Raw genomic sequence first — 21,646 nt, forward strand, 5'->3', positions numbered from 1 at the left:
TTTATGGCCTGTGGCCTGGCCCGAAAAGTGCGGCGTAATGCCGCTGCGGGCAAAAGCGGCATTGTACATACCTGCGACCGGCAATTCATGAACAAACCGACAGGTCGGCGTGTCGATTCATTGCAGAGCATGCCCGCCCCCACGCCGTTCGGACCACCTGGCATGGGTGCGGGTTCGCTGCGCGCTTCCGCTCAGTCAGTCACGACTTTCGCCTGGCCGAGATTGGCCAGGCGAATGCTGTCCTGGGCCTGCTGGATCTCACCCTGGCTGCTGATCGGCCCCAGGCGCACCCGGTGCAGGGTCTGCTGGTTGCGCACGACGGAGCTGATGAATACCGGCGCGCTGACCATGGTGCTCAGCTTCGAGCGGAGCAATTCGGCGGCGTCCGGGTTGGCGAACGCGCCCACTTGCAGGATGCTGCCCCCGCTGGCGTTCGGCACATTGTTGCCACCCACCTGCACCGGCACCACTGGCGCCGCGTGCTGCTGCGGCGGCGGGGTCCACTGCTCGACGCGCCCGGTGCTGGCGGCGATCGGCTGGGCCTGGGCCATCTGTGGCTCCTTGAGCACCATCGGCGGCTGCTGGCCACGCTGGGCCCACCATTGCTGCGGGTCGATGCCTTCGACGCGCACGTGCGCAGTGCCGCTTTCGGCATAGCCGAGTTTCTTCGCAGCCGCGTAGGACAGGTCGATGATACGGTCGGAATAGAACGGGCCACGGTCGTTGACCCGCAGTATTACGCTGCGCCCGTTGGCCAGGTTGGTTACCCGCACGTAAGCAGGCAGCGGCAGGGTCTTGTGCGCCGCGCTCATGCCGTAGAGGTCATAGAGCTCGCCATTGGCGGTGTTCTGGCCATGGAACTTGGTGCCATACCACGAAGCGGTACCCTCGGCGCGGTAGTTGCGCGAGTCCTGCATCGGGTAGTAGGTCTTGCCCAGCACTGTGTACGGGTTGGCCTTGTAGTTGCCGGTGTGCACGGTCGGGGTGGCGTCGGGGATCTTGTTGACGTCCACGTCCCACCAGGGCGCGCCATCCTTGTGGGCACGGTTGATGTCCAGCCCCGGTTGCGCACGCACGGTGTTGCCGCTCTGCGGGGTGGAGGGTCGGCTCGACGAGCAACTGGCCAGCACCAGGCCGACGGCGACGCAGGTCAGCAGTTTTGCGGCATTTGCAGTGAAGAGTTCGCGCATTTACTTGACGCCCCGTGCCAGAACCAGCTGTTCCGAAAGCTGATGCACCGCCATGGCATACATCACGCTGCGGTTGTAGCGAGTGATCGCGTAGAAATTCTTCAGGCCCATCCAGTACTCAGGGCCGTATTCACCTTCCAGGCGGAAGGCGGTGACCGGCAGATCATCGCGCAGCGCATCATGACTCGACCAGCCCAGCGCCCGCAACTGCGCGACCGTCTTCACCGGCTCGATGCCGCTGGTCAGGCCTTCGTCGGCGCGCTCGCCACGCACGGTGGCACGGCTGACCACAGGCTCCCCGGCCACCCAGCCGTGGCGCTTGAAGTAGCTGGCGACGCTACCGATGGCATCGTCCGGGTTGTTCCAGATGTTGATGTGCCCGTCGCCGTCGAAGTCCACGGCATAGGCACGGAAGCTGCTCGGCATGAACTGCGGCAGGCCCATGGCACCAGCGTAGGAACCCTTGAGCGTGAGCGGATCGAGCTGCTCTTCCCGGGCCAGCAGGAGGAATTCACGCAGCTCCTTGCGGAAGAATTCGGCGCGTGGCGGGTAATCGAAACCTAGCGTGGACAGCGCGTCGATGACGCGATAGTTGCCGGTATTGCGGCCGAAGAAGGTTTCCACCCCGATGATCGAGACAATGACCTGCGCCGGCACGCCGTATTCCTGCTCGGCGCGGGCCAGCACGGCCTCGTGCTGGCGCCAGAAGTCCACGCCACGGGCGATGCGCGCATCGGTGATGAACATCGGGCGGTATTCCTTCCACGGCTTGACCCGTTCGGCCGGCCGCGAGATCGCGTCGAGGATCGCCTGCTTGCGCTGCACCTCGCGAAACACACCCATCAGTTGCTCGCCGGCAAAGCCGTAGTCGCGAGTCATCTCGCCAACGAACTCGGCCACTTGCGGCGAACCGTCATAGTCACCGGCATTGGCCTGCTGGACTGCGCCGAGCAGACCCAACGCGCCGAACCACGGCGCCAGGCGGGCAGCCCAGCCACGCACTGCTTGCATGAAATTCTTCACCTTTTTCAAACCTGTGCGATCCATTTGCGGTGCGTATGGATCGACATCAGAACGCCAAACGCTGACAGCAGCGTCACCAACGAAGTTCCGCCATAGCTGATAAAGGGCAGCGGCACACCCACCACAGGCAACAGGCCGCTGACCATACCGATATTGACGAACACATAAACAAAGAAGGTCATGGTCAGGCTGCCCGCGAGCAGCTTGCCGAACAGGGTCTGGGCCTGGGCGGTGATCATCAGCCCGCGACCGATCAACAGGATGTAGATCAGCAGCAGCAGGCAGATGCCGACCAGGCCAAACTCTTCGCCGAGCACAGCGATGATGAAGTCGGTGTGGCTCTCGGGCAGGAAGTCCAGGTGCGACTGGGTGCCCAGTAGCCAGCCCTTGCCGAACACGCCGCCCGAACCGATCGCCGCCTTCGACTGGATGATGTTCCAGCCGGTGCCCAGCGGGTCGCTTTCCGGATCGAGGAAGGTCAGCACGCGCTGCTTCTGGTAGTCGTGCATGACGAAGAACCACATCGCCACCGCCACCGGCACCGCTGCGGCGATCACGCTGACGATCCAGCGCCAGCGCAGCCCGCCCATGAACAGCACGAAGGCGCCGGAGGCGAGGATCAGCAGCGCCGTGCCCAGGTCGGGCTGGCGCACGATGAGAATGAACGGCACGCCGATCAGGATCAGGCTGATCGCCACATGCTTGAGGTGCGGCGGCAAGGTGCGCTTGGACAGGTACCAGGCGATGGTCGCCGGCATGATGATCTTCATGAATTCCGAGGGCTGGAAGCGGATCACCCCGGGAATGTTGATCCAGCGTGTAGCGCCCATGGCGTTGTGGCCCATGACGTCCACCACGATCAGCAGGAACACCCCTGCCAGGTAGGCCAGTGGCACCCACCGCGCCATGAAGCGCGGCTCGAGCTGGGCGATGATGAACATCGACACCAGGCCGATGCCGAACGAGCTGGCCTGCTTCATCAGCAGGTCCCAGTTCTTGCCGCTGGCCGAATACAGCACGAACAGGCTGCCGGCGGCGAGCGTCAGCAGGATAAGCAGCAAGGGGCCGTCGATATGGATGCGCTGCAGGAAGCTGGCGCGCCTGCGCATCACGTCCTCGCTGGACAGCATGCGGTCGAAGTTGTTCTTCACGGGGCCGGTTCCTGGGCGACTGTGGCGGGGGCGAACTCGGGCTTGAGCCGGCCATTCTCGTCAAGCAGCCAGGCATCCATGACCTGACGTACCACGGGGGCAGCGACGCCGGAGCCGGACTCGCCGTTCTCGACCATCACCGAGACCACGATCCTGGGGTCTTCGGCCGGGGCGAAGGCAACGAACAGGGCGTGGTCGCGGTGGCGTTCCTGGAGTTTGTTGCGGTCGTACTTCTCGCCCTGCTTGATCGCCACCACCTGGGCGGTACCGCTCTTGCCGGCGATGCGGTACTGCGAGCCGATGGCGGCCTTGCGGGCGGTGCCGCGGGCGCCGTGCATCACCTGCTCCATGCCATGGGTGACCCGGGCCCAGTCGGACTTGTCGCGCAGGACGATGTTTTCCATGGGGTTCTCGTCCACCGGCGGCTGGCCTTCGATGGTCTTGGCCAAGTGCGGGCGGTTCCACACGCCCTTGTTGGCGATCAGCGCGGTGGCCTGGGCCAACTGCAGCGGCGTGGTCTGCATGTAGCCCTGGCCGATGCCAAGAATCAGGGTTTCGCCGGGGAACCAGGCCTGGCGGCGAGTGGCGCGCTTCCACTCACGGGAAGGCATCAAGCCGGGCGATTCCTCGAACATGTCCAGGGCGACCTTCTGCCCGATACCGAACTTGTTCATGTAGCTGGACAGCCGATCGATGCCCATCTTGTGCGCAAGGTCGTAGAAGTACGTGTCGTTTGAGCGCATGATCGCCACATCCAGATCCACCCAGCCATCGCCGGAGCGGTTCCAGTTGCGGTATTTGTGATCGTAGTTGGGCAGTTGGTAGTAACCCGGGTCGAACACCCGGCTGCCTGCCGTCACCACGCCACTGTCGAGCCCGGCGATCGCCACCGCCGGCTTGATGGTCGAGCCTGGCGGGTAGAGGCCACGCAGCACGCGGTTGAACAACGGCCGGTCGATCGAGTCGCGCAGTTCGGCGTAGGCCTTGAAGCCGATGCCGGTGACGAACAGGTTGGGGTCGAAACTCGGCTGGCTGACCATCGCCAGCACTTCGCCGGTGCGCGGATCGAGGGCGACGATGGCGCCACGGCGTCCGCCCAACGCCTGTTCGGCGGCTTCCTGCAGTTTGATGTCGAGGCTCAGGACAATATCCTTGCCCGGCTTCGGATCGGTGCGCTTGAGCACCCGCAGCACCCGGCCCCGAGCGTTGGTCTCGACTTCCTCGTAGCCCACCTGGCCATGCAGTTCGTCTTCGTAGAAGCGCTCGATGCCGGTCTTGCCGATATGGTGGGTGCCGCTGTAGTTCACCGGGTCGAGGGTCTTGAGTTCTTTCTCGTTGATCCGCCCGACATAGCCCACCGAATGGGCGAAATGCGCGCCCTGGGGATAATGGCGAACCAGCTGCGCCGCCACCTCCACACCGGGCAGACGGAACTGGTTGACCGCGATGCGGGCGATCTGCTCTTCGTTGAGCTCGAACAGGATCGGCACCGGCTCGAACGGCCTGCGCCCCTGCTTCATGCGCTTCTCGAACAGGGCGCGGTCGTCAGGGGTGAGCTCGAGCACCTCGACGATCACGTCCAGCACATCCTGCCACTTGCCGGCGTTGCCAGCGCGTTCGCGGGTCATCACCAGGCTGAAGCTGGGGCGGTTGTCGGCCACCACCACGCCGTTGCGGTCGAAGATCAGCCCGCGGGTCGGCGGAATCGGCTGCACATGCACCCGGTTGTTCTCCGACAGCGTCGAGTGATAGTCGTACTGAATGACCTGCAGATAATACAGCCGGGCAATCAATACGCAGACGAGCAGCACCACCGCCACGGCGCCCACGACGACGCGGTTGCGCACCAGGCGGGCGTCTTTCTCGTGGTCCTTGAGGCGGATCTGCTGCGGCATCGGAGAGGCTTACAGGTTCATTTGTGGTAGGGATGCCCGGACAACACGGTCCAGGCGCGGTAGATCTGCTCGCCGATGAGTATCCTTACCAATGGGTGCGGCAATGTCAGCGGCGACAACGACCAGCGCTGTTCGCTGCGCGCGCAGACTTCCGGCGCCAGCCCTTCCGGGCCGCCCACCATCAGGTTGACCGTACGCGCATCCAGGCGCCAACGGTCCAGCTCGCCCGCCAGTTGCTCGGTGCTCCAGGGCTTGCCATGGACCTCGAGAGTGACGATGCGTTCCCCAGGCTGCACCTTGCTCAGCATCGCCTCGCCCTCCTGACGGATCAGGCGGGCGACATCGGCGTTCTTGCCGCGGGTGTTCAGCGGGATTTCCACCAGCTCCAGCGCAAGCTCCGGGGGGAGGCGCTTGGCATACTCATGCCAGCCTTCCTCGACCCACTTGGGCATGCGCGAGCCGACCGCGATCAGGCGCAGACGCACGGCGCTTCCTTATTCCCGGTCCTTGAGCTTGTCGGAATACTCGTGAACGTGTTCCGGGCTGTGGTGCTTGCCATCGGCCGAACGGCTCTGCTCGGCGCCCAGCCACAGACGCTCCAGGTCGTAGAACTGGCGGGCAGCTGCGGTCATCATGTGCACGATGACGTCGTTCAGGTCCAGTAGCACCCAGTCGCTGTCGCCCTTGCCTTCTTCGCCCAGCGGCTGTGCGCCCTTGGCTTTGACGGCCTCGCGGACCTTTTCCAGCATCGCGTTGATCTGGCGGTTGGAAGTACCGGTGGCGATGATCATGTAGTCGGTCAGGCTGTGCTTCTCGCGCACGTCGATGACCTGGATGTCCTGGGCCTTGACGTCTTCCAGCGCGGCCTTGGTCAGTTCGACCAATTCTTCGCCACTGATGCCATTGATTTTCTGCTTGGTCATATAAAACTCGTTCAACTCATTGATTGAGGCGCGAACAGCGCCGTCAGTTGGACGCACGATACAGATCGTGCGCCTCGATGTAGGCCAGTACTGCGTCCGGCACCAGGAACCGAACCGACTTGCCACTGGCCAGCAGCTGTCGGATCTGCGTGGCGGACACCGCAAGCGGGGTCTGCCAGACGAACGAAATGTGCCCCGCCGGGCCGGACATGGCGGTGGGATCGCTCTGTGAACGGGCTGCCAGCAAGTTGCGCAGCTCGTCAGGGGGTTCTACGTCGGCATCCGGGCGTTGCAGCACCAGGATGTGACAGTGTTGCAGCAATTCTTCCCAGCGGTGCCAGCTGGGCAGGCCGCAGAATGCGTCCCAGCCCAGCACCAGGAACAACTGGTCGTGCGCATTCAGTTCGCCACGCACCGACTCCAGGGTGTCGATGGTGTACGACGGCTTGTCGCGGGCCAGCTCTCGGGCATCAACGCTCAGGCGTTCGACGCCTTGTACCGCGCTGCGCACCATGGCCAGACGGTCCTGCGGTGCCACCTGCGGGGTGTCGCGGTGCGGCGGGCGGGCGTTGGGCAGCAGGCGCAGTTCGTCCAGGGCCATGAACTCGGCCACTTCCAGCGCACTGCGCAGGTGGCCGATATGCACCGGGTCGAAGGTTCCGCCAAGAATGCCGATGCGCCGGACTGCCGCAGCCTTGCTCAACTCAGCACGACTCCTGGCCGCGCAGCTGGCCGTCGCCGATCACCACGTACTTCTCGCAGGTCAGGCCTTCAAGGCCAACCGGGCCGCGGGCGTGCAGCTTGTCGGTGGAGATACCGATTTCTGCGCCCAGGCCATACTCGAAACCATCGGCGAAGCAGGTCGGTGTGTTGAGCATGACCGAGGCCGAGTCGACCTCGGCCATGAAACGCCGGGCCTGGCCTTGGTGCTCGGTGATGATCGAATCGGTGTGGTGCGAGCCGTAATGGTTGATGTGCTCGATGGCCTGCTCCAGGCCGTCGACAACGCGAATCGACAGGATCGCATCGAGGTATTCGGTGTGCCAGTCGTCCTCGCTGGCCGGCTTGGCGTCGATGAACGCCCGGGTGCGCTCGCAACCGCGCAGCTCGACGCCTTTCTCCTGGAAACGACGGGCCATTTCCGGCAGGAAGCGTTCGGCCACCGACTGGTCCACCAGCAGCGTCTCCATGGCGCCGCAAATACCGTAGCGGTAAGTCTTGGCGTTGAAGGCCACGCGCCAGGCCTTGTCCAGGTCGGCCTGGGCATCGACGAAGATGTGGCAGATGCCGTCCAGGTGCTTGATCACCGGTACCCGGGCGTCACGGCTGATGCGTTCGATCAGGCCACGGCCGCCACGGGGCACGATGACATCGACAAACTCCGGCATGCTGATCAGCGCACCCACGGCTTCGCGGTCGGTGGTCTCGACCACCTGCACCACTGCCGGCGGCAGGCCGGCCTCGGCCAGGCCGCGCTGGATGCAGGCAGCGATGGCGCGGTTGGAATGGATGGCTTCGGAGCCGCCGCGCAGGATGGTTGCGTTGCCTGACTTGAGGCACAGGCTGGCGGCGTCGATGGTCACGTTGGGGCGCGACTCGTAGATGATGCCGATCACCCCCAGCGGCACGCGCATCTTGCCGACCTGGATCCCCGACGGGCGGTAGCTCATGTCGCGGATGGCGCCGACCGGGTCCGGCAGGCTGGCCACCTGGCGCAGGCCGGTGATCATGCCGTCGATACGCGCCGGGGTCAGCGCCAGGCGCTCGAGCAGTGCGGGTTCCAGGCCGTTCTTGCGGCCATTGGCCAGGTCCTGTTCGTTGGCTGCGGTGAGCGCGTCGCGGGCCGCGTCGAGCGCGTCGGCGGCGGCCTGCAGGGCGCGGTTCTTCTGCGCGGTGCTGGCACGGCCGATCACCCGCGAGGCCTCACGGGCGGCGCGACCCAGGCGGGTCATGTAGTCAAGAACGGACTCGGTCATGGGTTCGGTGTCTTGGCAAAGGGGAAATCGGCTGATTATAACTGGAGCGCTCGGGTACGCCCAGCGGCGGGTGGCGGATGGTAGAAAATGCTGGAAGGAATATGTAGGAAAGATGTAACCACCCATATCGAAACACACCCCAGCGTCATTGCGGGGCAAGCCCGCTCCCACGCCCTGCGGGGCATGCAGCCATTTGCGCGGGAGCGGGCTTGCCCCACGATGGCGTTAACCTGATTCAGCCAAGATTAAGCCATTCATTGCTATCATCCCGGCCTTCACAGCCACGAACCGTCCGTATGTCCGCCCCAGCCCCCTGCCCGGCCCGCGCCCTGCCCGACAGTTTCTTCGATCGCGATGCGCAGACCCTCGCCCGCGACCTGCTGGGCAAGGTCATCCGTCACCGCCAGGGCGACCTCTGGCTGGCGGCGCGCATCATCGAGACCGAGGCCTACTACCTCACCGACAAAGGCAGCCATGCGTCCCTGGGTTTCACCGAGAAGCGCAAGGCGCTGTTCCTCGATGGCGGGCATATCTACATGTACTACGCCCGCGGCGGCGATTCGCTGAATTTCAGCGCCCAGGGCCCGGGCAACGCGGTGCTGATCAAATCCGCCTATCCCTGGATCGACGCCATCTCCGACGCCAACAGCCTGGCCCGGATGCAACTGAACAACCCCGACGCCAGCGGCGGCCTGCGCCCGCCCGAGCGCCTGTGCAACGGCCAGACCCTGCTGTGTCGGGCCATGGGCCTGAAGGTGCCGCACTGGGATGCCCGGCGTTTCGACCCCGAGCACCTGTACGTCGAAGATTGCGCCATCGTGGTCCCCCGGGTGATCCAGACCACGCGCCTGGGCATCCCCCATGGTCGCGACGAACACTTGCCCTATCGCTTCGTGGACGCCGAATTCGCGCGTTTCTGCACCCGAAACCCGCTGCGACGCGGCCAGGTCGAAGGGCAAGACTTCTTCATGCTTGAACAAGGAAACTGAACCATGGGCCAATGGCTGGACAGCCTGACCACCTGGCTTGGCGCCAACCCCCAGTGGCTGGGCCTGGCAATCTTCGTCGTGGCCTGCGTCGAATGCCTGGCCATCGCCGGCATCATCGTGCCCGGCACCGTGCTGTTGTTCGCGGTCGCCGTGCTGGCCGGTAGCGGCACCTTCAGCCTGGGCGAAACGCTATTGCTGGGTTTCCTCGGTGGCATGCTCGGCGACGCGATCTCCTACGCCATCGGCAAGTACTTCCACCAGAACATCCGCCGCCTGCCGCTGCTGCGCAGCCACCCGGAGTGGATCGGCAGCGCCGAGGCGTACTTCCAGCGCTATGGCATCGCCAGCCTGCTGGTCGGTCGCTTCATCGGCCCACTGCGGCCCATGCTGCCGATGGTCGCCGGCATGTTCGACATGCCGCTGCCGCGCTTCATCGCCGTAAGCCTGGTGGCCGGCGCCGGCTGGTCGGTGGCCTACCTGCTGCCCGGCTGGGCCACCGGCGCGGCGATGCGCCTGCCACTGCCGGAAGGGTTCTGGCTGGACGCCGGGATCGTCGTCGGCACCCTGGCGGTGCTGATCGGCCTGAGCCTGAGCACCAGCATCCGCGATCAACGCCACGGCACCCGCCTGATCGCCGCCCTCAGTGGCCTGGCGGTAGCCGCGCTGTTCATCGGCTGGCGCTACTTGAGCGAATTCGACCAGGGCGTGATGACCCTGGTCCAGGAGCACCGCAGCCAGGCCATCGACAGTGCGGTGGTAGTGATCACTCGCCTCGGCGACTTCCGCACCCAGTTCTTCCTCGGTGGCCTGCTCACGGGCCTGTTGCTGCTGGCCCGACAATGGCGCCACGCGCTGTTCGCCGGCGCGACACTGATCGGCACAGCCCTGGCCAATGGCTCGCTGAAATGGTTGTTCGCCCGCGCCCGCCCGGAAGTGCTGACCGACCCGCTGACCAGCTACAGTATGCCCAGCGGGCATAGCTCGGCATCGTTCGCCTTCTTCCTGGTGCTGGCAGTGCTGGCCGGGCGCGGCCAGCCGCCGCGCATGCGCCTGACCTGGGTGCTGCTGGGATGCATTCCGGCCCTGGCCATCGCGCTGTCGCGGGTATACCTGGGCGCGCACTGGCCGACCGATATCCTCGCCGGCGCGCTGCTGGCATGCTGCGTGTGCGCGCTGGGCCTGACCCTGGTGCAATATCGCCAGCCGCTCACGGCGCTGCCGCAACGGGTATGGTGGCTGGTATTGCCAGCGTGCATCGCGTTGCTGACATTCTTTGCCCTGCACGCGCTGCCCAAGGCGTTGCTGCGCTACCAATACTGACGGCCTTCGCCGAGCAAACCCGCTCCCGCAGTGCGTCGGAGCGGGCCTCGGTGGTTCAGGCGAACAACTCGCCCTGGATCCGCTCCAGCAACGCCTGGATCGCCTCCAACCTCAGCTGCGGCGAGTCGATGGCCAGCAGGTCGAGCTTGTCCTCTTCCACGAACGGCAACAGGTAGGCCAACTGGTTGGCCAGCGCCTGTCGCCCGTCAACATCCCGCGGCATGTCCAGCGCCTCGACCATCGGATGTTCGCCCAGGGCCAACAGCAGCGCCAGCAGGTCATCGTCCTGCTCCTGCAGTGGTCCGTCCGCCAGTTCCGACAGCCACTGCACCTGGCCGATCATCAACTGGTCCTTCTGCACCTCGGTGCGCTCGACACGAAAACGCCGCACGCCTTCGACGCGAATGCCCAGCAGGCCGTTGTCCTGCTGCACGAAGTCGCGGATCAGCGCCTCGCAGCCGACCGACGCCACCACCGGCGCCGCCTTGCCCACCTGCTCGCCTTCCAGGATGCATACCACGCCGAAGCCTTCACCCTGCTTCATGCAACGGCCGATCATGTCCAGGTAGCGCGCCTCGAAGATCTGCAGATCGAGCAGACATCCGGGGAACAGCACGGTATTGAGGGGAAACAGCGGTAATGTCATCTCGACTCCTCAAGCCACCAGGCTGACCGCCAACGGCAGGAACACCGCCGTGGCCACCCCCATCAGGCTCATCGCCAGCGCGGCGAAGGCGCCGCATTCGTCACTTTCCTGCAAGGCCACCGACGTGCCCACCGCGTGCGCGGTGACGCCTAGCGCCATACCTCGGGCCTCGGGGCTGAGCACGCCGAAGCGGCTCAGCAGTGCCGGGCCGAAGATCGCGCCGATCACCCCGGTGATCAGCACGAACACCGCGGCCAGGGCCGCCACGCCACCGATCTGCTCGGCCACCAGCATGGCGATCGGCGAAGTGACCGACTTCGGCGCCATGGTCATCAGGATCATGTGCTCGGCGCCAAACCACCAGCCCAGCGCCAGGCATGCCACGGTGGCGAACAGGCCTCCGATTACCAGCGTAGTAAATGTCGGCCAGAACAGCTGGCGGATCCGCCGCAGGTTCAGGTAGAGCGGCACCGCCAGGGCCACGGTGGCCGGGCCCAGGAGGATGTTCATGATCTCGGTGCTCTTGCGGTACTCGGCGTAGTCGATGCCGCAGACAAGCAGGATGCCGATCACCACCAGCATCGACACCAGCACCGGTTGCAGGAAGATCCAGCGGGTCTTTTCATAACCTGCCAGCACCAGCTGGTAGGCGGCCAAGGTGATACCGATACCGAACAGCGGATGGTGGATGACCGCGTCGAGCGCGCCGTGCCAATCGAGGGTCATGGCTGCTCCTCGTGCCCGCCCTGGCGCTGGATGAGCTTCTGCATCAGCACGCCGACGAACACCAGGGTCGCCAGGCAGGAGATCAACAGCGCCCCGACGATGGCCCAGAAATCGGCGGCGATGTCCCTGGCATAGACCATCACCCCCACCGCCGGCGGCACCAACAGCAGCGGCAAGTAGCGCAGCAGGCTGCCGGCGGCCTCGTTGAGCGGCTGGCCGACTTCGCCACGCACCATCAGGAACACCAGCAGCAGCAACAGGCCGATGATGGGCCCGGGCAGGATGTGCAGAAACAAATGGTTGATCGCCGTTCCCAGCAACTGGAACAGCACCAGCCAGGTCAGACCACGCAACAGCATAGGGACCTCCATCAGAACATGGCGGCCATTATAAGCACGCTAAGCAATTGCCTATAAGGCGATATTCGGCGAAAAGCGGGCAACTTGACTGAAACGGTGCAGCGTGCTGATCTTGAACATTCGTACCAAATGACAATCTGGAGATGTCGCGATGCCCTATGTACCCGTTACAGAGCTTTCGCAGTACGTTGGCAAGGAGCTGGGCCGTTCCCAATGGCTGAAGATCGACCAACAACGCATCAACCTGTTCGCCGAAGCCACCGGCGACTTCCAGTTCATCCATGTCGATCCGGTGAAAGCGGCCAAGACCCCGTTCGGCAGCACCATCGCCCATGGTTTCCTTACCCTGTCGCTGATCCCCAAGTTGATGGAAGACATCCTCGTGCTGCCCGAGGGGTTGAAGATGGTGGTCAACTATGGCCTGGACAGCGTGCGCTTCATCCAGCCGGTGAAGGTCGACAGCCAGGTACGGCTGAAGGTCGACCTGACCGACGCCACCGAGAAGAAGCCCGGGCAATGGCTGCTCAAGGCCACGGCCACCCTTGAAATCGAAGGCGAAGAGAAACCGGCCTACATCGCCGAACCACTGTCACTCTGCTTCGTCTGATCACCACGCCGCGCCTGTAGCAGACGCACGGGGCGCGCAGCGCCCCAATTCACGGCCTGGCGTATTCTGCGGCATACTCGGCGCATCGTTTTCCCCGGAAGCCGCCATGCGCCCCCTGCTCCCTCTGACCCTGATCCTGCTGCTCGCCGCCTGTGGCGAAGGCGAATCCCTGTCTCCGCCGGACGCGCGCCTGCCCGATGGCGGCCGCTACCGTGGCCAGGTGGTGAATGGCCTGCTGCAGGGCGAGGGCCGCATCGACTACCCCAACGGCAGCTGGTACGCCGGCAGCTTCAAAGATGGCCAGTGGCACGGCCAGGGTGAATGGCACGGCAGCAACGGCGAGGTCTACCGTGGCCAGTTCAGTGAAGGCCTGTTCCAGGGCCTGGGCGACCTGACCACGCCCGGCAGCCATTACGCCGGCACCTTCAAGCATGGTCGCCGGGATGGTGAAGGCACCCTCAAGCAACACGACCAGACCTACCGCGGCCAGTTCAAGGACGACCAGTACGAAGGTGCAGGGCAGTTGGAGCTGGCTGACGGCAGCCGCTACCAAGGCCTGTTCGCCAAGGGCAAACCGAACGGTGCCGGGGTACGCAGCGATGCCAGCGGCAACCAGTTCAGCGGCCACTTCATCGATGGCCAGCTACAGGGTGCCGGCACCTACGACAGCGCAAACGGCGAACAGTACATCGGCGAGTTCAAGGACAATCGCCTCGAGGGCCGTGGCCGCTACGAGAGCGTCGACGGCGACGTCTGGATCGGCGACTTCAAGGATGGATCGCTGGCCGGCCAGGGCGAACTGCTGGGTAGCGATGGCAGCCGTTACAAGGGTGGTTTCCGTGACTGGCGCTTCGCTGGCACCGGCACCTTGCAACTGGCCGACGGCAGCCAGTATGTCGGCGGTTTCGCCGACGATGCCTACCACGGGCGTGGCAAGCTGACCCACCCGGACGGTCGCAGCGAAAACGGCACCTGGGTCAACGGCGTGCGCGTGCGCGACGCCCAGGGCAAGCTTTTGCCCGACCCGCTCGACCTGGCCCTGCTCAACCAGGGCCAGCTGCTGGCCGATGCGCTGGCCAAGGTGCCGGCATCAGTCCCGCCTGTGCAGCTGTACAGCCTGGTGGTGGCCGGCGACGGCCAGCAGAGCGTGTTCCTGCGCGAGGCTGACTATGTCAGCAATATGCTCAAGGTGCGTTTCGGCGCACACGGCCAGATCACCCTGGTCAACCATCGCGACCACCTGGCCGACCGGCCCATGGCCACCCGCGAGAACCTCACCCGCGCTGCCCGCACCCTGGCCGAGCGCAGCGGCCCCGAGGACCTGGTGTTCATCTACCTGACCAGCCATGGCAGCCACGATCACCAACTGGTGCTCGACCAGCCGCGCCTGCAACTGGCCGACCTGTCCGCCGACGAGCTGGCCAGCGCCCTCGCCCCACTCAAGGACCGCGACAAGGTGATCGTCATCTCCGCCTGCTACTCCGGCGGCTACATCGCTCCGCTCAAGGACGACCGCACCCTGGTCATGACCGCCGCCCGGCCTGACCGGGTGTCATTCGGCTGTTCGGAAGAGGCCGACTTCACCTACTTCGGCGACGCCCTGTTCGCCCAGGCATTGAATCAGACCGACGATCTGAAACAGGCGTTTGAACTGGCGCGGCAAAGCGTTGCCGAACGAGAACGAAGGGAAGGTTTCGAAGCCTCTGAGCCGCAGCTCTGGGCGCCGCCGGCGGTGATCAGCCATTGGCAGCGCCTGCGCCGCCAACAAGCCGAGCAAGCCCTGCGCAATGAAGCCCAGCCAGCTTCGGGGGATCAGGCAAAAAACCCTGGTGCCCACTAAGCTGTGTAGTAACGAGGGAGACACACCATGTATCTGACGCCTCAGCATGTCCTGCTTGCCGGTGCCACGGGTCTGACAGGTGAACACCTGCTCGACCGCCTGCTCAACGAGCCCACCATCAGCCGCGTGCTGGCGCCGACCCGCCGCCCGCTGGCCGAGCACCCGCACCTGGAAAACCCGGTGGGTGACCCGGCCATGTTTCTCCCGCAACTGGCCGGCCGTGTCGACATCGCCTTCTGCTGCCTGGGCACCACCCTCAAGCAGGCCGGCTCCGAGACGGCCTTCCGCGCCGTGGACCTGGACATGGTCGTGGCCTTCAGCAAACGCGCCCGGGAGATGGGCGCCCGCCATCTGCTGGTGATCAGCGCCCTGGGCGCCGACCCGAAGTCGTCGATCTTCTACAACCGGGTCAAGGGCGAAATGGAGGAAGCGCTCAAGCAGCAGGATTGGCCGCAATTGACCATAGTGCGACCGTCACTGTTGCTGGGCGAGCGGATCGAGCCACGGCTGGGTGAGCGGATCGCGGCGCCGTTCGCCCGCCTGATACCGGGCAAGTACCGCGGCATCGAGGCTTGCACCCTGGCCCGGGCGCTGTGGCGCCTGGCGTTGGAGGAGGAGGATGGGATCCGGGTGGTCGAGTCGGACGAGTTGCGCAAGCTGGGGAAGAAGTAAGGCATCAAGCCCATCGCGGGGCAAGCCCGCTCCCACGCTACGGGCTATCGCTCAAAGGCGTGGGAGCGGCGGTTCGCCGCTGCGACTTGCCCCGCGATGCTTTTACAACCCACCGGTAGCGTTGAACCCCACCCCCGCCGCCGTCAACAACGACAACGGCAGCAGCAAGGTATCAAGCAACGCGCTCCCTGGCAGGTCCAGCCCCGGATAGGCCGGCGCCTCGGCGCCGAAGCGGTCCTCTGGGCAGCACCCGCCATTGATCGCGTACAGGTCAAGCCGTGTCCCGGCATACACCACCGGCGCCCCTGGCTTGTTGGCATCCAGGGTGCGCACCGTGGCGCAGCCGCCGAGCTGGGCCAGTATCACCAGCCCCGCCAGCACCCGCCTCAATCATCGACCCCATAGTGATGCTCGCCCCAGCGCGGCAGCATGTCCTGCGGGATATTCAGCAGGTTCAGAATGCGTGCCACGACGAAGTCGACCAGGTCGTCGATGGTCTGCGGCTGGTGGTAAAAGCCCGGCGCCGCCGGCAGGATCACCGCGCCCATTTGCGACAGCTTGAGCATGTTCTCCAGGTGGATGGTCGAGAACGGCGCCTCGCGCGGCACCAGGATCAACTGCCGACGCTCCTTCAGGGTCACGTCGGCGGCCCGCTCGATCAGGTTGTTGCAGGCACCGGTGGCAATCGCCGAGAGAGTGCCGGTGGAGCATGGCACCACCACCATCGCCGCTGGCGCGCCGGAGCCCGAGGCCACCGGCGACATCCAGTCTTCCTTGCCGTACACGCGGATCTGCCCGTCGGCCGCACCCGTGTACTCAGTGAGGAACGCTTGCATGGCCTGGGGTTTGGCCGGCAGCAGCACGTCGGTCTCGGTGGCCATCACCAGTTGCGCGGCCTTGGAGATGAGGAAATGCACCTCGCGGTCCTCGCGCACCAGGCAGTCGAGCAGACGCAGGCCATACTGCACCCCGGAGGCGCCGGTCATGGCCAGGGTGATGCGTTCTGGCCCGCTCACTTCAGCGCCTCGGCCAGCTTGCCGTGCAGGCCGCCGAAGCCGCCATTGCTCATAATCACCACATGGGTGCCCGGACGGGCCTGGCCCTTGATGCGCTCGATGATCGCCTCAAGGCTATCGGCCACCACGCTCGGCACCTTGCACTGCGCAGCAGTGCCCGCCAGGTCCCAGCCCAGGTTGGGCGGCGCGTACCAGATCACCTGGTCGGCGTCGTTGACGCTTTCCGGCAGACCATCGCGGTGGGCGCCGAGCTTCATGGAGTTGGAGCGCGGCTCGATCACCGCGATCACCGGGGCCTCGCCTACGCGCTTGCGCAGGCCATCGAGGGTGGTGGCGATAGCGGTCGGGTGGTGGGCGAAGTCGTCATAAATGGTCACGCCCTGAACCTCGGCAACCAGTTCCATGCGGCGCTTGACGCTCTTGAACGCGCTCAGGCCTTCGATGCCCATGGCCGGCGCCACGCCGACATGGCGGGCGGCAGCCAGGGTGGCGAGGGCATTGGCGACGTTGTGCTGGCCGGTCAGCGCCCAATCCACGACGCCTTGCGCCTGGCCTTCGAACAGCACTTCGAAGCGCGAGCCGTCGGCGCTGAGCAGGCGCGCCTGCCACTGGCCACCCTCGCCCGTGGTCTGCACCGGGGTCCAGCAGCCCATGCCGATAACGCGTTCCAGCGCCTGCTCAGTGGTCGGGTGAATGACCAGCCCCTCACTGGGGATGGTGCGTACCAAGTGGTGGAACTGCCGCTCGATGGACGCCAGGTCGGGGAAGATGTCGGCGTGATCAAACTCGAGATTGTTGAGGATCGCGGTCCGCGGATGGTAATGCACGAACTTGGAGCGCTTGTCGAAGAAGGCGCTGTCGTACTCGTCGGCCTCGACCACGAAGAACGGCGTACCGCCCAGGCGCGCCGACACCGAGAAATTCTGCGGCACGCCGCCGATCAGGAAGCCCGGGCTCATGCCGGCGTGTTCCAGCACCCAGGCCAGCATGCTGCTGGTAGTGGTCTTGCCATGGGTGCCGGCCACGGCCAGTACCCAGCGGCCTTGCAGCACATGGTCGGCCAGCCACTGCGGGCCCGATACGTACGGCAAGCCCTTGTTGAGCACGTGCTCCACCGCCGGGTTGCCCCGCGACATGGCGTTGCCGATCACCACCAGATCGGGCGCCGGCTCCAGCTGGGCCGGGTCGTAGCCTTGGGTCAGCTCGATGCCCTGGGCTTCGAGCTGAGTGCTCATCGGCGGATACACGTTGGCATCGGAGCCGGTGACACGGTGGCCAAGGTCCTTGGCCAGCACCGCCAGCGAACCCATGAAAGTGCCGCAAATACCGAGAATATGAATGTGCATGATCGACCTCGCAAAACGTCGAGGCAGGGTAGCGTAGGCCGAGACAATTCGCACACGCTGTTTCGTTCAGCAGCCCCTGGCTATGCCATGTTTGCGCAGTTTTCGATACAAGGTATTGCGGCTGATACCCAGGTGCTCGGCGACGCGGGTCATGTGCCAGTGGTTTGCCTCCAGGGCGCTGAGCAAGGCATGGCGTTCGGCGTCACCAAGACAGGCACGACCATCGTGGGAGCGACGGTGCGCCGATGCGACTTGTCCCACAATTGCGTTGGCAGGGCCCGCTCCCACGTTGCGCAGCAATTGCGGGAGGTCCGGATACTCGATCCGCCCTTCCTCGCACAATGCCACCAGCGTGCGCAGCACATTGCGCAACTGCCGCACGTTCCCTGGCCAGGCAAAATCCAGCAACGCCTGTCGTGCCTTCGGTTCGATTTCGATGACCTGCCCTTCGGCCTCCTGCGCCAGCAGGAAGTCCAGCAGTTGCGCTTTGTCGCTGCGCTCGCGCAGCGCCGGCAAGGCCACCTCCAGGCCATTGAGGCGGTAATAGAGGTCTTCGCGGAACCCGCCTTGCGCCACCCGCTCCAGCAGGTCACGGTGGGTGGCGCTGATGATCCGCACATCCACCGCCTGCGGCTCGCCACCGATCGGCACCACCTGGCGCTCTTCCAGTACCCGCAGCAAGCGAGTCTGCAGCGCCAACGGCATGTCGCCGATCTCGTCCAGCAGCAAGGTGCCGCCATCGGCCTGCAACAGCTTGCCGCGCATGCCTTCCTTGCGCGCACCGGTGAAGCTGCCGCCGCGATAGCCGAACAGCTCGCTCTCGATCAGGCTCTCCGGGATCGATGCGCAGTTGATCGCCACGAACGGCTTGTCACGGCGTGCGCTGGCCTGGTGCACCGCCTGGGCGAAGGCCTCCTTGCCGCAACCGGTTTCGCCGCGCAACAGCACCGGCACGTCACGCTCGAACACCCGCACGGCACGGCGGAAGTCCTCGCGCAAGGCCGGATCGAGCAGGCAGATGCCCGGTGCAGCGGTCTGGGGCAAGGCCACCGGCACCGACCATACCGGCGCCCGTGCCTGGCCGCGCAGGCTGGCGAATACCTGGCGACCGTCGCGAGTGTGCAGCGGCCATGCAGTGCTGCCCTGGGGCGTGGCGCGGCTGAACACTTCGTCGTGGCTGCAGGCGAAGAACCTGTCCAATGGCTTGCCCAGCACTCCACCACGGATGGTCCCCAGCAGGTTCAACGCACTCTGGTTGGCGGCGCAGATACGCCCGTCGCCATCGAAGGCCAGCAGGCCCTCGCTGAACAGCCCGACCGACTCGGCCTGCAAGTGGAAACGCAGCAGCCATTGCTGCTCGAAGTGGCGCAGGAAGTAGCAGCTTTCGATCATCTTCGCCGACAGGTTGACCAGCGCCATGGTATGGAACTGGCTTTGGCGCGAGACATCGGGCCGCGCCGACGACACATCGAGTACCGCCAGCAACTCGCCGTGTGGGTCGAACACCGGGCTGGCCGAGCAGGTCAGCCCGGTGTGGCGGCCACGGAAGTGTTCATCTTGGTGAATGGTCAGGGCCTGGCGCTCGACCAGGCAGGTGCCGATACCGTTGGTGCCCTCGCGGGCCTCGCTCCAGTCGGCGCCGAGCCACAGCCCGGCACGCTCGAAGATGCGCCGCTCGCTGGGCGCGGTGACGCAGTTGAGGATCACCCCGCGAGCGTCGGTCAGCAGCACCGCATGCCCGGTGCCGGACAATTGCTGGTGCAGGCTGTTCATCTCGTTGTCGGCGATCTGCAGCACCTGGCGCAACCGCTCGCGGCTCTCCAGCAGGCGGCCGTGTTCGAGCACTACCGGGGCCTGGGCCCGCGCGGGGTCGAGGTGGTAGTCCTCCAGGCAACGCAGCCAGGAGCGAGCGATGGACGGGTCGCTGCCCGGCCCGCTGGTCTGGCCCTGGGCGACCGTGAGCACTTGCTGGGCATGGCGGCTGAACGGGTTGCTCTGCATTTCTTGTTGTTCTCCGCAGATAGAGCGTGTCGCCAGCATCCTCCAGGCAGGAACGCTTTGCAATGGTGCGCCGACCCTACGGTCACGAGATGTGTCGCAAAGGGTACAAAGTGTCACCCTGGCCGTGCCGAGGCTGACACAGGTCATTTCGATAGCGCCGCCGTCCTTGACCCAAGTCATTGATATACAAGGGCCTCCAGGCGCTGGCCCGACCTTTGCTCTACGCTTGGTAACTCCGTAACAATCACAACGACCAGGAGACACATCATGCGTTATGCACATCCCGGCACCGAAGGCGCGAAGGTCAACTTCAAGAGCCGCTACGGCAACTACATCGGTGGTGAGTTCGTGGCGCCGGTGAAGGGGCAGTATTTCGAGAACACCTCCCCGGTCAACGGCAAGCTGATCGCCGAGTTCCCCCGCTCCACCGCCGAAGACGTTGAAAAGGCCCTCGATGCGGCCCACGCTGCCGCCGATGCCTGGGGCCGCACTTCGGTGCAGGACCGTTCCAACGTCCTGCTGCGCATCGCCGACCGCATCGAACAGAACCTCGAGCTGCTGGCCATCACCGAAACCTGGGACAACGGCAAGCCGATCCGCGAGACCCTCAACGCCGACATCCCGCTGGCGGTCGATCACTTCCGCTACTTCGCCGGCTGCATCCGCGCCCAGGAAGGCGGCGCCGCCGAGATCAACGAAACCACCGTGGCCTACCACATCCACGAGCCGCTGGGCGTGGTCGGGCAGATCATCCCGTGGAACTTCCCGCTGCTGATGGCCGCCTGGAAGCTTGCCCCGGCCCTGGCCGCCGGCAACTGCGTGGTGCTCAAGCCCGCCGAACAGACCCCGCTGGGCATCAGCGTGCTGATGGAACTGATCGGCGACCTGCTGCCCAAGGGCGTGCTCAACGTGGTGCAAGGCTACGGCCGTGAAGCGGGCGAAGCCCTGGCTACCAGCAAGCGCATCGCCAAGATCGCCTTCACCGGCTCCACCCCGGTCGGCGCGCACATCATGAAATGCGCCGCCGAGAACATCATCCCCTCCACCGTCGAACTGGGCGGCAAGTCGCCGAACGTGTACTTCGAGGACATCATGCAGGCCGAGCCGAGCTTCATCGACAAAGCGGCCGAAGGCATGGTGCTGGCATTCTTCAACCAGGGCGAAGTGTGCACCTGCCCGTCGCGCGCCCTGGTGCAGGAGTCGATCTACCCGCAGTTCATGGAAGTGGTGATGAAGAAGGTGCTGCAGATCAAGCGCGGCGACCCGCTGGATACCGACACCATGGTCGGCGCCCAGGCCTCGCAGCAGCAGTTCGAGAAGATCCAGTCCTACCTCAAGATCGCCCAGGAAGAGGGCGCCGAGCTGCTCACCGGCGGCAAAGTGGAACAACTCGAGGGCGCGCTGGCCAGCGGTTACTACATCCAGCCGACCCTGCTCAAAGGCAACAACAAGATGCGCGTGTTCCAGGAGGAGATCTTCGGCCCGGTGGTCAGCGTCACTACCTTCAAGGACGAAGCCGAGGCCCTGGCGATTGCCAACGACACCGAGTTCGGCCTCGGCGCCGGCGTGTGGACCCGCGACATCAACCGCGCCTATCGCATGGGCCGCGGCATCAAGGCCGGCCGCGTGTGGACCAACTGCTACCACCTGTACCCGGCGCATGCCGCGTTCGGTGGCTACAAGAAGTCCGGCGTCGGCCGTGAAACCCACAAGATGATGCTCGACCACTACCAGCAGACCAAGAACCTGCTGGTGAGCTACGACATCAACCCGCTGGGCTTCTTCTAACAAGACCAGCTTCAAGTTCCAAGCTTCAAGCGACAAGAAAAAGCAGGCCTGATGCGGGCTACTTTCCTTGAAGCTTGCGGCTTGGGGCTTGCAACTGCCCCTTGGCCCGCTTTCTGCAAAACGAATCACCAGTAGCCGGCAGTCCCTCCGGCAACCTAAGAAAAACAACAGGTGAACC

Annotated in this window: 21 protein-coding genes; 6 read left to right on the forward strand and 15 right to left on the reverse strand. The window is 65.1% G+C overall.

Annotated features, from left to right (window positions below):
- Window positions 1-191 precede the first annotated feature (191 nt).
- The 8 genes from ABZO33_RS16965 to ABZO33_RS17000 are packed head-to-tail and all read right to left on the reverse strand — an operon-like array spanning window position 192 to window position 8,158.
- A complete protein-coding gene (locus ABZO33_RS16965) occupies window positions 192-1,190 on the reverse strand; it encodes a septal ring lytic transglycosylase RlpA family protein (RefSeq protein ID WP_414536977.1) in 999 nt (332 codons plus the stop codon).
- On the reverse strand, window positions 1,191-2,201 hold the full coding sequence (gene mltB, locus ABZO33_RS16970; RefSeq protein ID WP_031315361.1) for a lytic murein transglycosylase B: 1,011 nt from the start codon (window positions 2,199-2,201) through the stop codon (window positions 1,191-1,193).
- Between the two features lie 17 nt (window positions 2,202-2,218).
- Complete coding sequence (gene rodA / locus ABZO33_RS16975) at window positions 2,219-3,322, reverse strand: rod shape-determining protein RodA (protein ID WP_052062270.1); 1,104 nt, start codon at window positions 3,320-3,322, stop codon at window positions 2,219-2,221.
- A 38-nt stretch (window positions 3,323-3,360) separates the two neighbouring features.
- Complete coding sequence (mrdA, locus tag ABZO33_RS16980) at window positions 3,361-5,259, reverse strand: penicillin-binding protein 2 (protein ID WP_414536978.1); 1,899 nt, start codon at window positions 5,257-5,259, stop codon at window positions 3,361-3,363.
- Between the two features lie 17 nt (window positions 5,260-5,276).
- Window positions 5,277-5,744, reverse strand: coding sequence for a 23S rRNA (pseudouridine(1915)-N(3))-methyltransferase RlmH (gene rlmH, locus ABZO33_RS16985; protein ID WP_023631106.1), 468 nt, complete (start codon window positions 5,742-5,744; stop codon window positions 5,277-5,279).
- A gap of 9 nt (window positions 5,745-5,753) precedes the next feature.
- Window positions 5,754-6,182 carry a ribosome silencing factor gene (rsfS, locus tag ABZO33_RS16990; protein ID WP_414536979.1) on the reverse strand — a complete coding sequence of 143 codons (429 nt, stop codon included), beginning with the start codon at window positions 6,180-6,182 and terminating at the stop codon, window positions 5,754-5,756.
- Window positions 6,183-6,225: 43 nt separating this feature from the next.
- Window positions 6,226-6,885 carry a nicotinate-nucleotide adenylyltransferase gene (gene nadD, locus ABZO33_RS16995; protein ID WP_414536980.1) on the reverse strand — a complete coding sequence of 220 codons (660 nt, stop codon included), beginning with the start codon at window positions 6,883-6,885 and terminating at the stop codon, window positions 6,226-6,228.
- Between the two features lies 1 nt (window position 6,886).
- Window positions 6,887-8,158, reverse strand: a complete 1,272-nt coding sequence (locus tag ABZO33_RS17000) for a glutamate-5-semialdehyde dehydrogenase (RefSeq protein ID WP_414536981.1) — start codon at window positions 8,156-8,158, stop codon at window positions 6,887-6,889.
- A 296-nt stretch (window positions 8,159-8,454) separates the two neighbouring features.
- Between ABZO33_RS17000 and ABZO33_RS17005 the strand changes: the two genes are divergently transcribed.
- Complete coding sequence (locus tag ABZO33_RS17005) at window positions 8,455-9,147, forward strand: DNA-3-methyladenine glycosylase (protein WP_414536982.1); 693 nt, start codon at window positions 8,455-8,457, stop codon at window positions 9,145-9,147.
- A 3-nt stretch (window positions 9,148-9,150) separates the two neighbouring features.
- Complete coding sequence (locus tag ABZO33_RS17010; protein ID WP_414536983.1) at window positions 9,151-10,467, forward strand: bifunctional DedA family/phosphatase PAP2 family protein; 1,317 nt, start codon at window positions 9,151-9,153, stop codon at window positions 10,465-10,467.
- A gap of 55 nt (window positions 10,468-10,522) precedes the next feature.
- On the opposite strand, the gene ABZO33_RS17015 is transcribed toward ABZO33_RS17010, so the two are convergent.
- Genes ABZO33_RS17015 through ABZO33_RS17025 form a run of 3 tightly spaced genes read right to left on the reverse strand, consistent with a single transcriptional unit; the run spans window position 10,523 to window position 12,198 of the window.
- Window positions 10,523-11,113: an LON peptidase substrate-binding domain-containing protein gene (locus ABZO33_RS17015; protein WP_414536984.1), complete on the reverse strand. Its 591-nt coding sequence runs from the start codon at window positions 11,111-11,113 to the stop codon at window positions 10,523-10,525.
- Between the two features lie 9 nt (window positions 11,114-11,122).
- The gene (locus tag ABZO33_RS17020) at window positions 11,123-11,839 is read right to left on the reverse strand and encodes an LrgB family protein (RefSeq protein WP_046857287.1); all 717 of its coding nucleotides are present in this window, start codon (window positions 11,837-11,839) and stop codon (window positions 11,123-11,125) included.
- Entirely contained in the window at window positions 11,836-12,198 is a 363-nt protein-coding gene (locus ABZO33_RS17025; protein WP_414536985.1) for a CidA/LrgA family protein, read from the reverse strand. Before ABZO33_RS17025 ends, ABZO33_RS17020 begins: the two co-directional genes overlap by 4 nt.
- 151 nt (window positions 12,199-12,349) lie before the next feature.
- On the opposite strand from ABZO33_RS17025, the gene ABZO33_RS17030 reads away from it, so the two are divergent.
- From ABZO33_RS17030 to ABZO33_RS17040, 3 genes are all read left to right on the forward strand, one after another.
- Window positions 12,350-12,805 carry a MaoC family dehydratase gene (locus tag ABZO33_RS17030; protein WP_414536986.1) on the forward strand — a complete coding sequence of 152 codons (456 nt, stop codon included), beginning with the start codon at window positions 12,350-12,352 and terminating at the stop codon, window positions 12,803-12,805.
- Window positions 12,806-12,911: 106 nt separating this feature from the next.
- Window positions 12,912-14,645: a C13 family peptidase gene (locus tag ABZO33_RS17035; protein WP_414536987.1), complete on the forward strand. Its 1,734-nt coding sequence runs from the start codon at window positions 12,912-12,914 to the stop codon at window positions 14,643-14,645.
- Window positions 14,646-14,672: 27 nt separating this feature from the next.
- Window positions 14,673-15,317 (forward strand): oxidoreductase, encoded by a 645-nt coding sequence (locus ABZO33_RS17040; protein WP_414536988.1) that lies wholly within the window; start codon window positions 14,673-14,675, stop codon window positions 15,315-15,317.
- 102 nt (window positions 15,318-15,419) lie between these two features.
- On the opposite strand, the gene ABZO33_RS17045 is transcribed toward ABZO33_RS17040, so the two are convergent.
- The 4 genes from ABZO33_RS17045 to ABZO33_RS17060 all read right to left on the reverse strand — a co-directional run bounded on the left by ABZO33_RS17045 (window position 15,420) and on the right by ABZO33_RS17060 (window position 19,680).
- Window positions 15,420-15,707 (reverse strand): YceK/YidQ family lipoprotein, encoded by a 288-nt coding sequence (locus ABZO33_RS17045; RefSeq protein WP_414536989.1) that lies wholly within the window; start codon window positions 15,705-15,707, stop codon window positions 15,420-15,422.
- Complete coding sequence (gene ubiX / locus ABZO33_RS17050) at window positions 15,704-16,333, reverse strand: flavin prenyltransferase UbiX (protein ID WP_414536990.1); 630 nt, start codon at window positions 16,331-16,333, stop codon at window positions 15,704-15,706. The genes ABZO33_RS17045 and ubiX overlap by 4 nt, the downstream gene beginning before the upstream one ends.
- Window positions 16,330-17,679, reverse strand: a complete 1,350-nt coding sequence (gene mpl / locus ABZO33_RS17055) for a UDP-N-acetylmuramate:L-alanyl-gamma-D-glutamyl-meso-diaminopimelate ligase (protein WP_414536991.1) — start codon at window positions 17,677-17,679, stop codon at window positions 16,330-16,332. Before mpl ends, ubiX begins: the two co-directional genes overlap by 4 nt.
- Before the next feature lie 66 nt (window positions 17,680-17,745).
- Window positions 17,746-19,680, reverse strand: a complete 1,935-nt coding sequence (locus ABZO33_RS17060; protein ID WP_414536992.1) for a sigma-54-dependent Fis family transcriptional regulator — start codon at window positions 19,678-19,680, stop codon at window positions 17,746-17,748.
- Window positions 19,681-19,947: 267 nt separating this feature from the next.
- On the opposite strand from ABZO33_RS17060, the gene ABZO33_RS17065 reads away from it, so the two are divergent.
- On the forward strand, window positions 19,948-21,468 hold the full coding sequence (locus ABZO33_RS17065) for an aldehyde dehydrogenase family protein (RefSeq protein WP_367857241.1): 1,521 nt from the start codon (window positions 19,948-19,950) through the stop codon (window positions 21,466-21,468).
- The last annotated feature ends 178 nt before the right edge of the window (window positions 21,469-21,646 follow it).

It is taken from the genome of Pseudomonas sp. CAM1A (assembly GCF_047501685.1).
In the GTDB taxonomy this organism is placed as follows: Bacteria; Pseudomonadota; Gammaproteobacteria; order Pseudomonadales; family Pseudomonadaceae; genus Aquipseudomonas.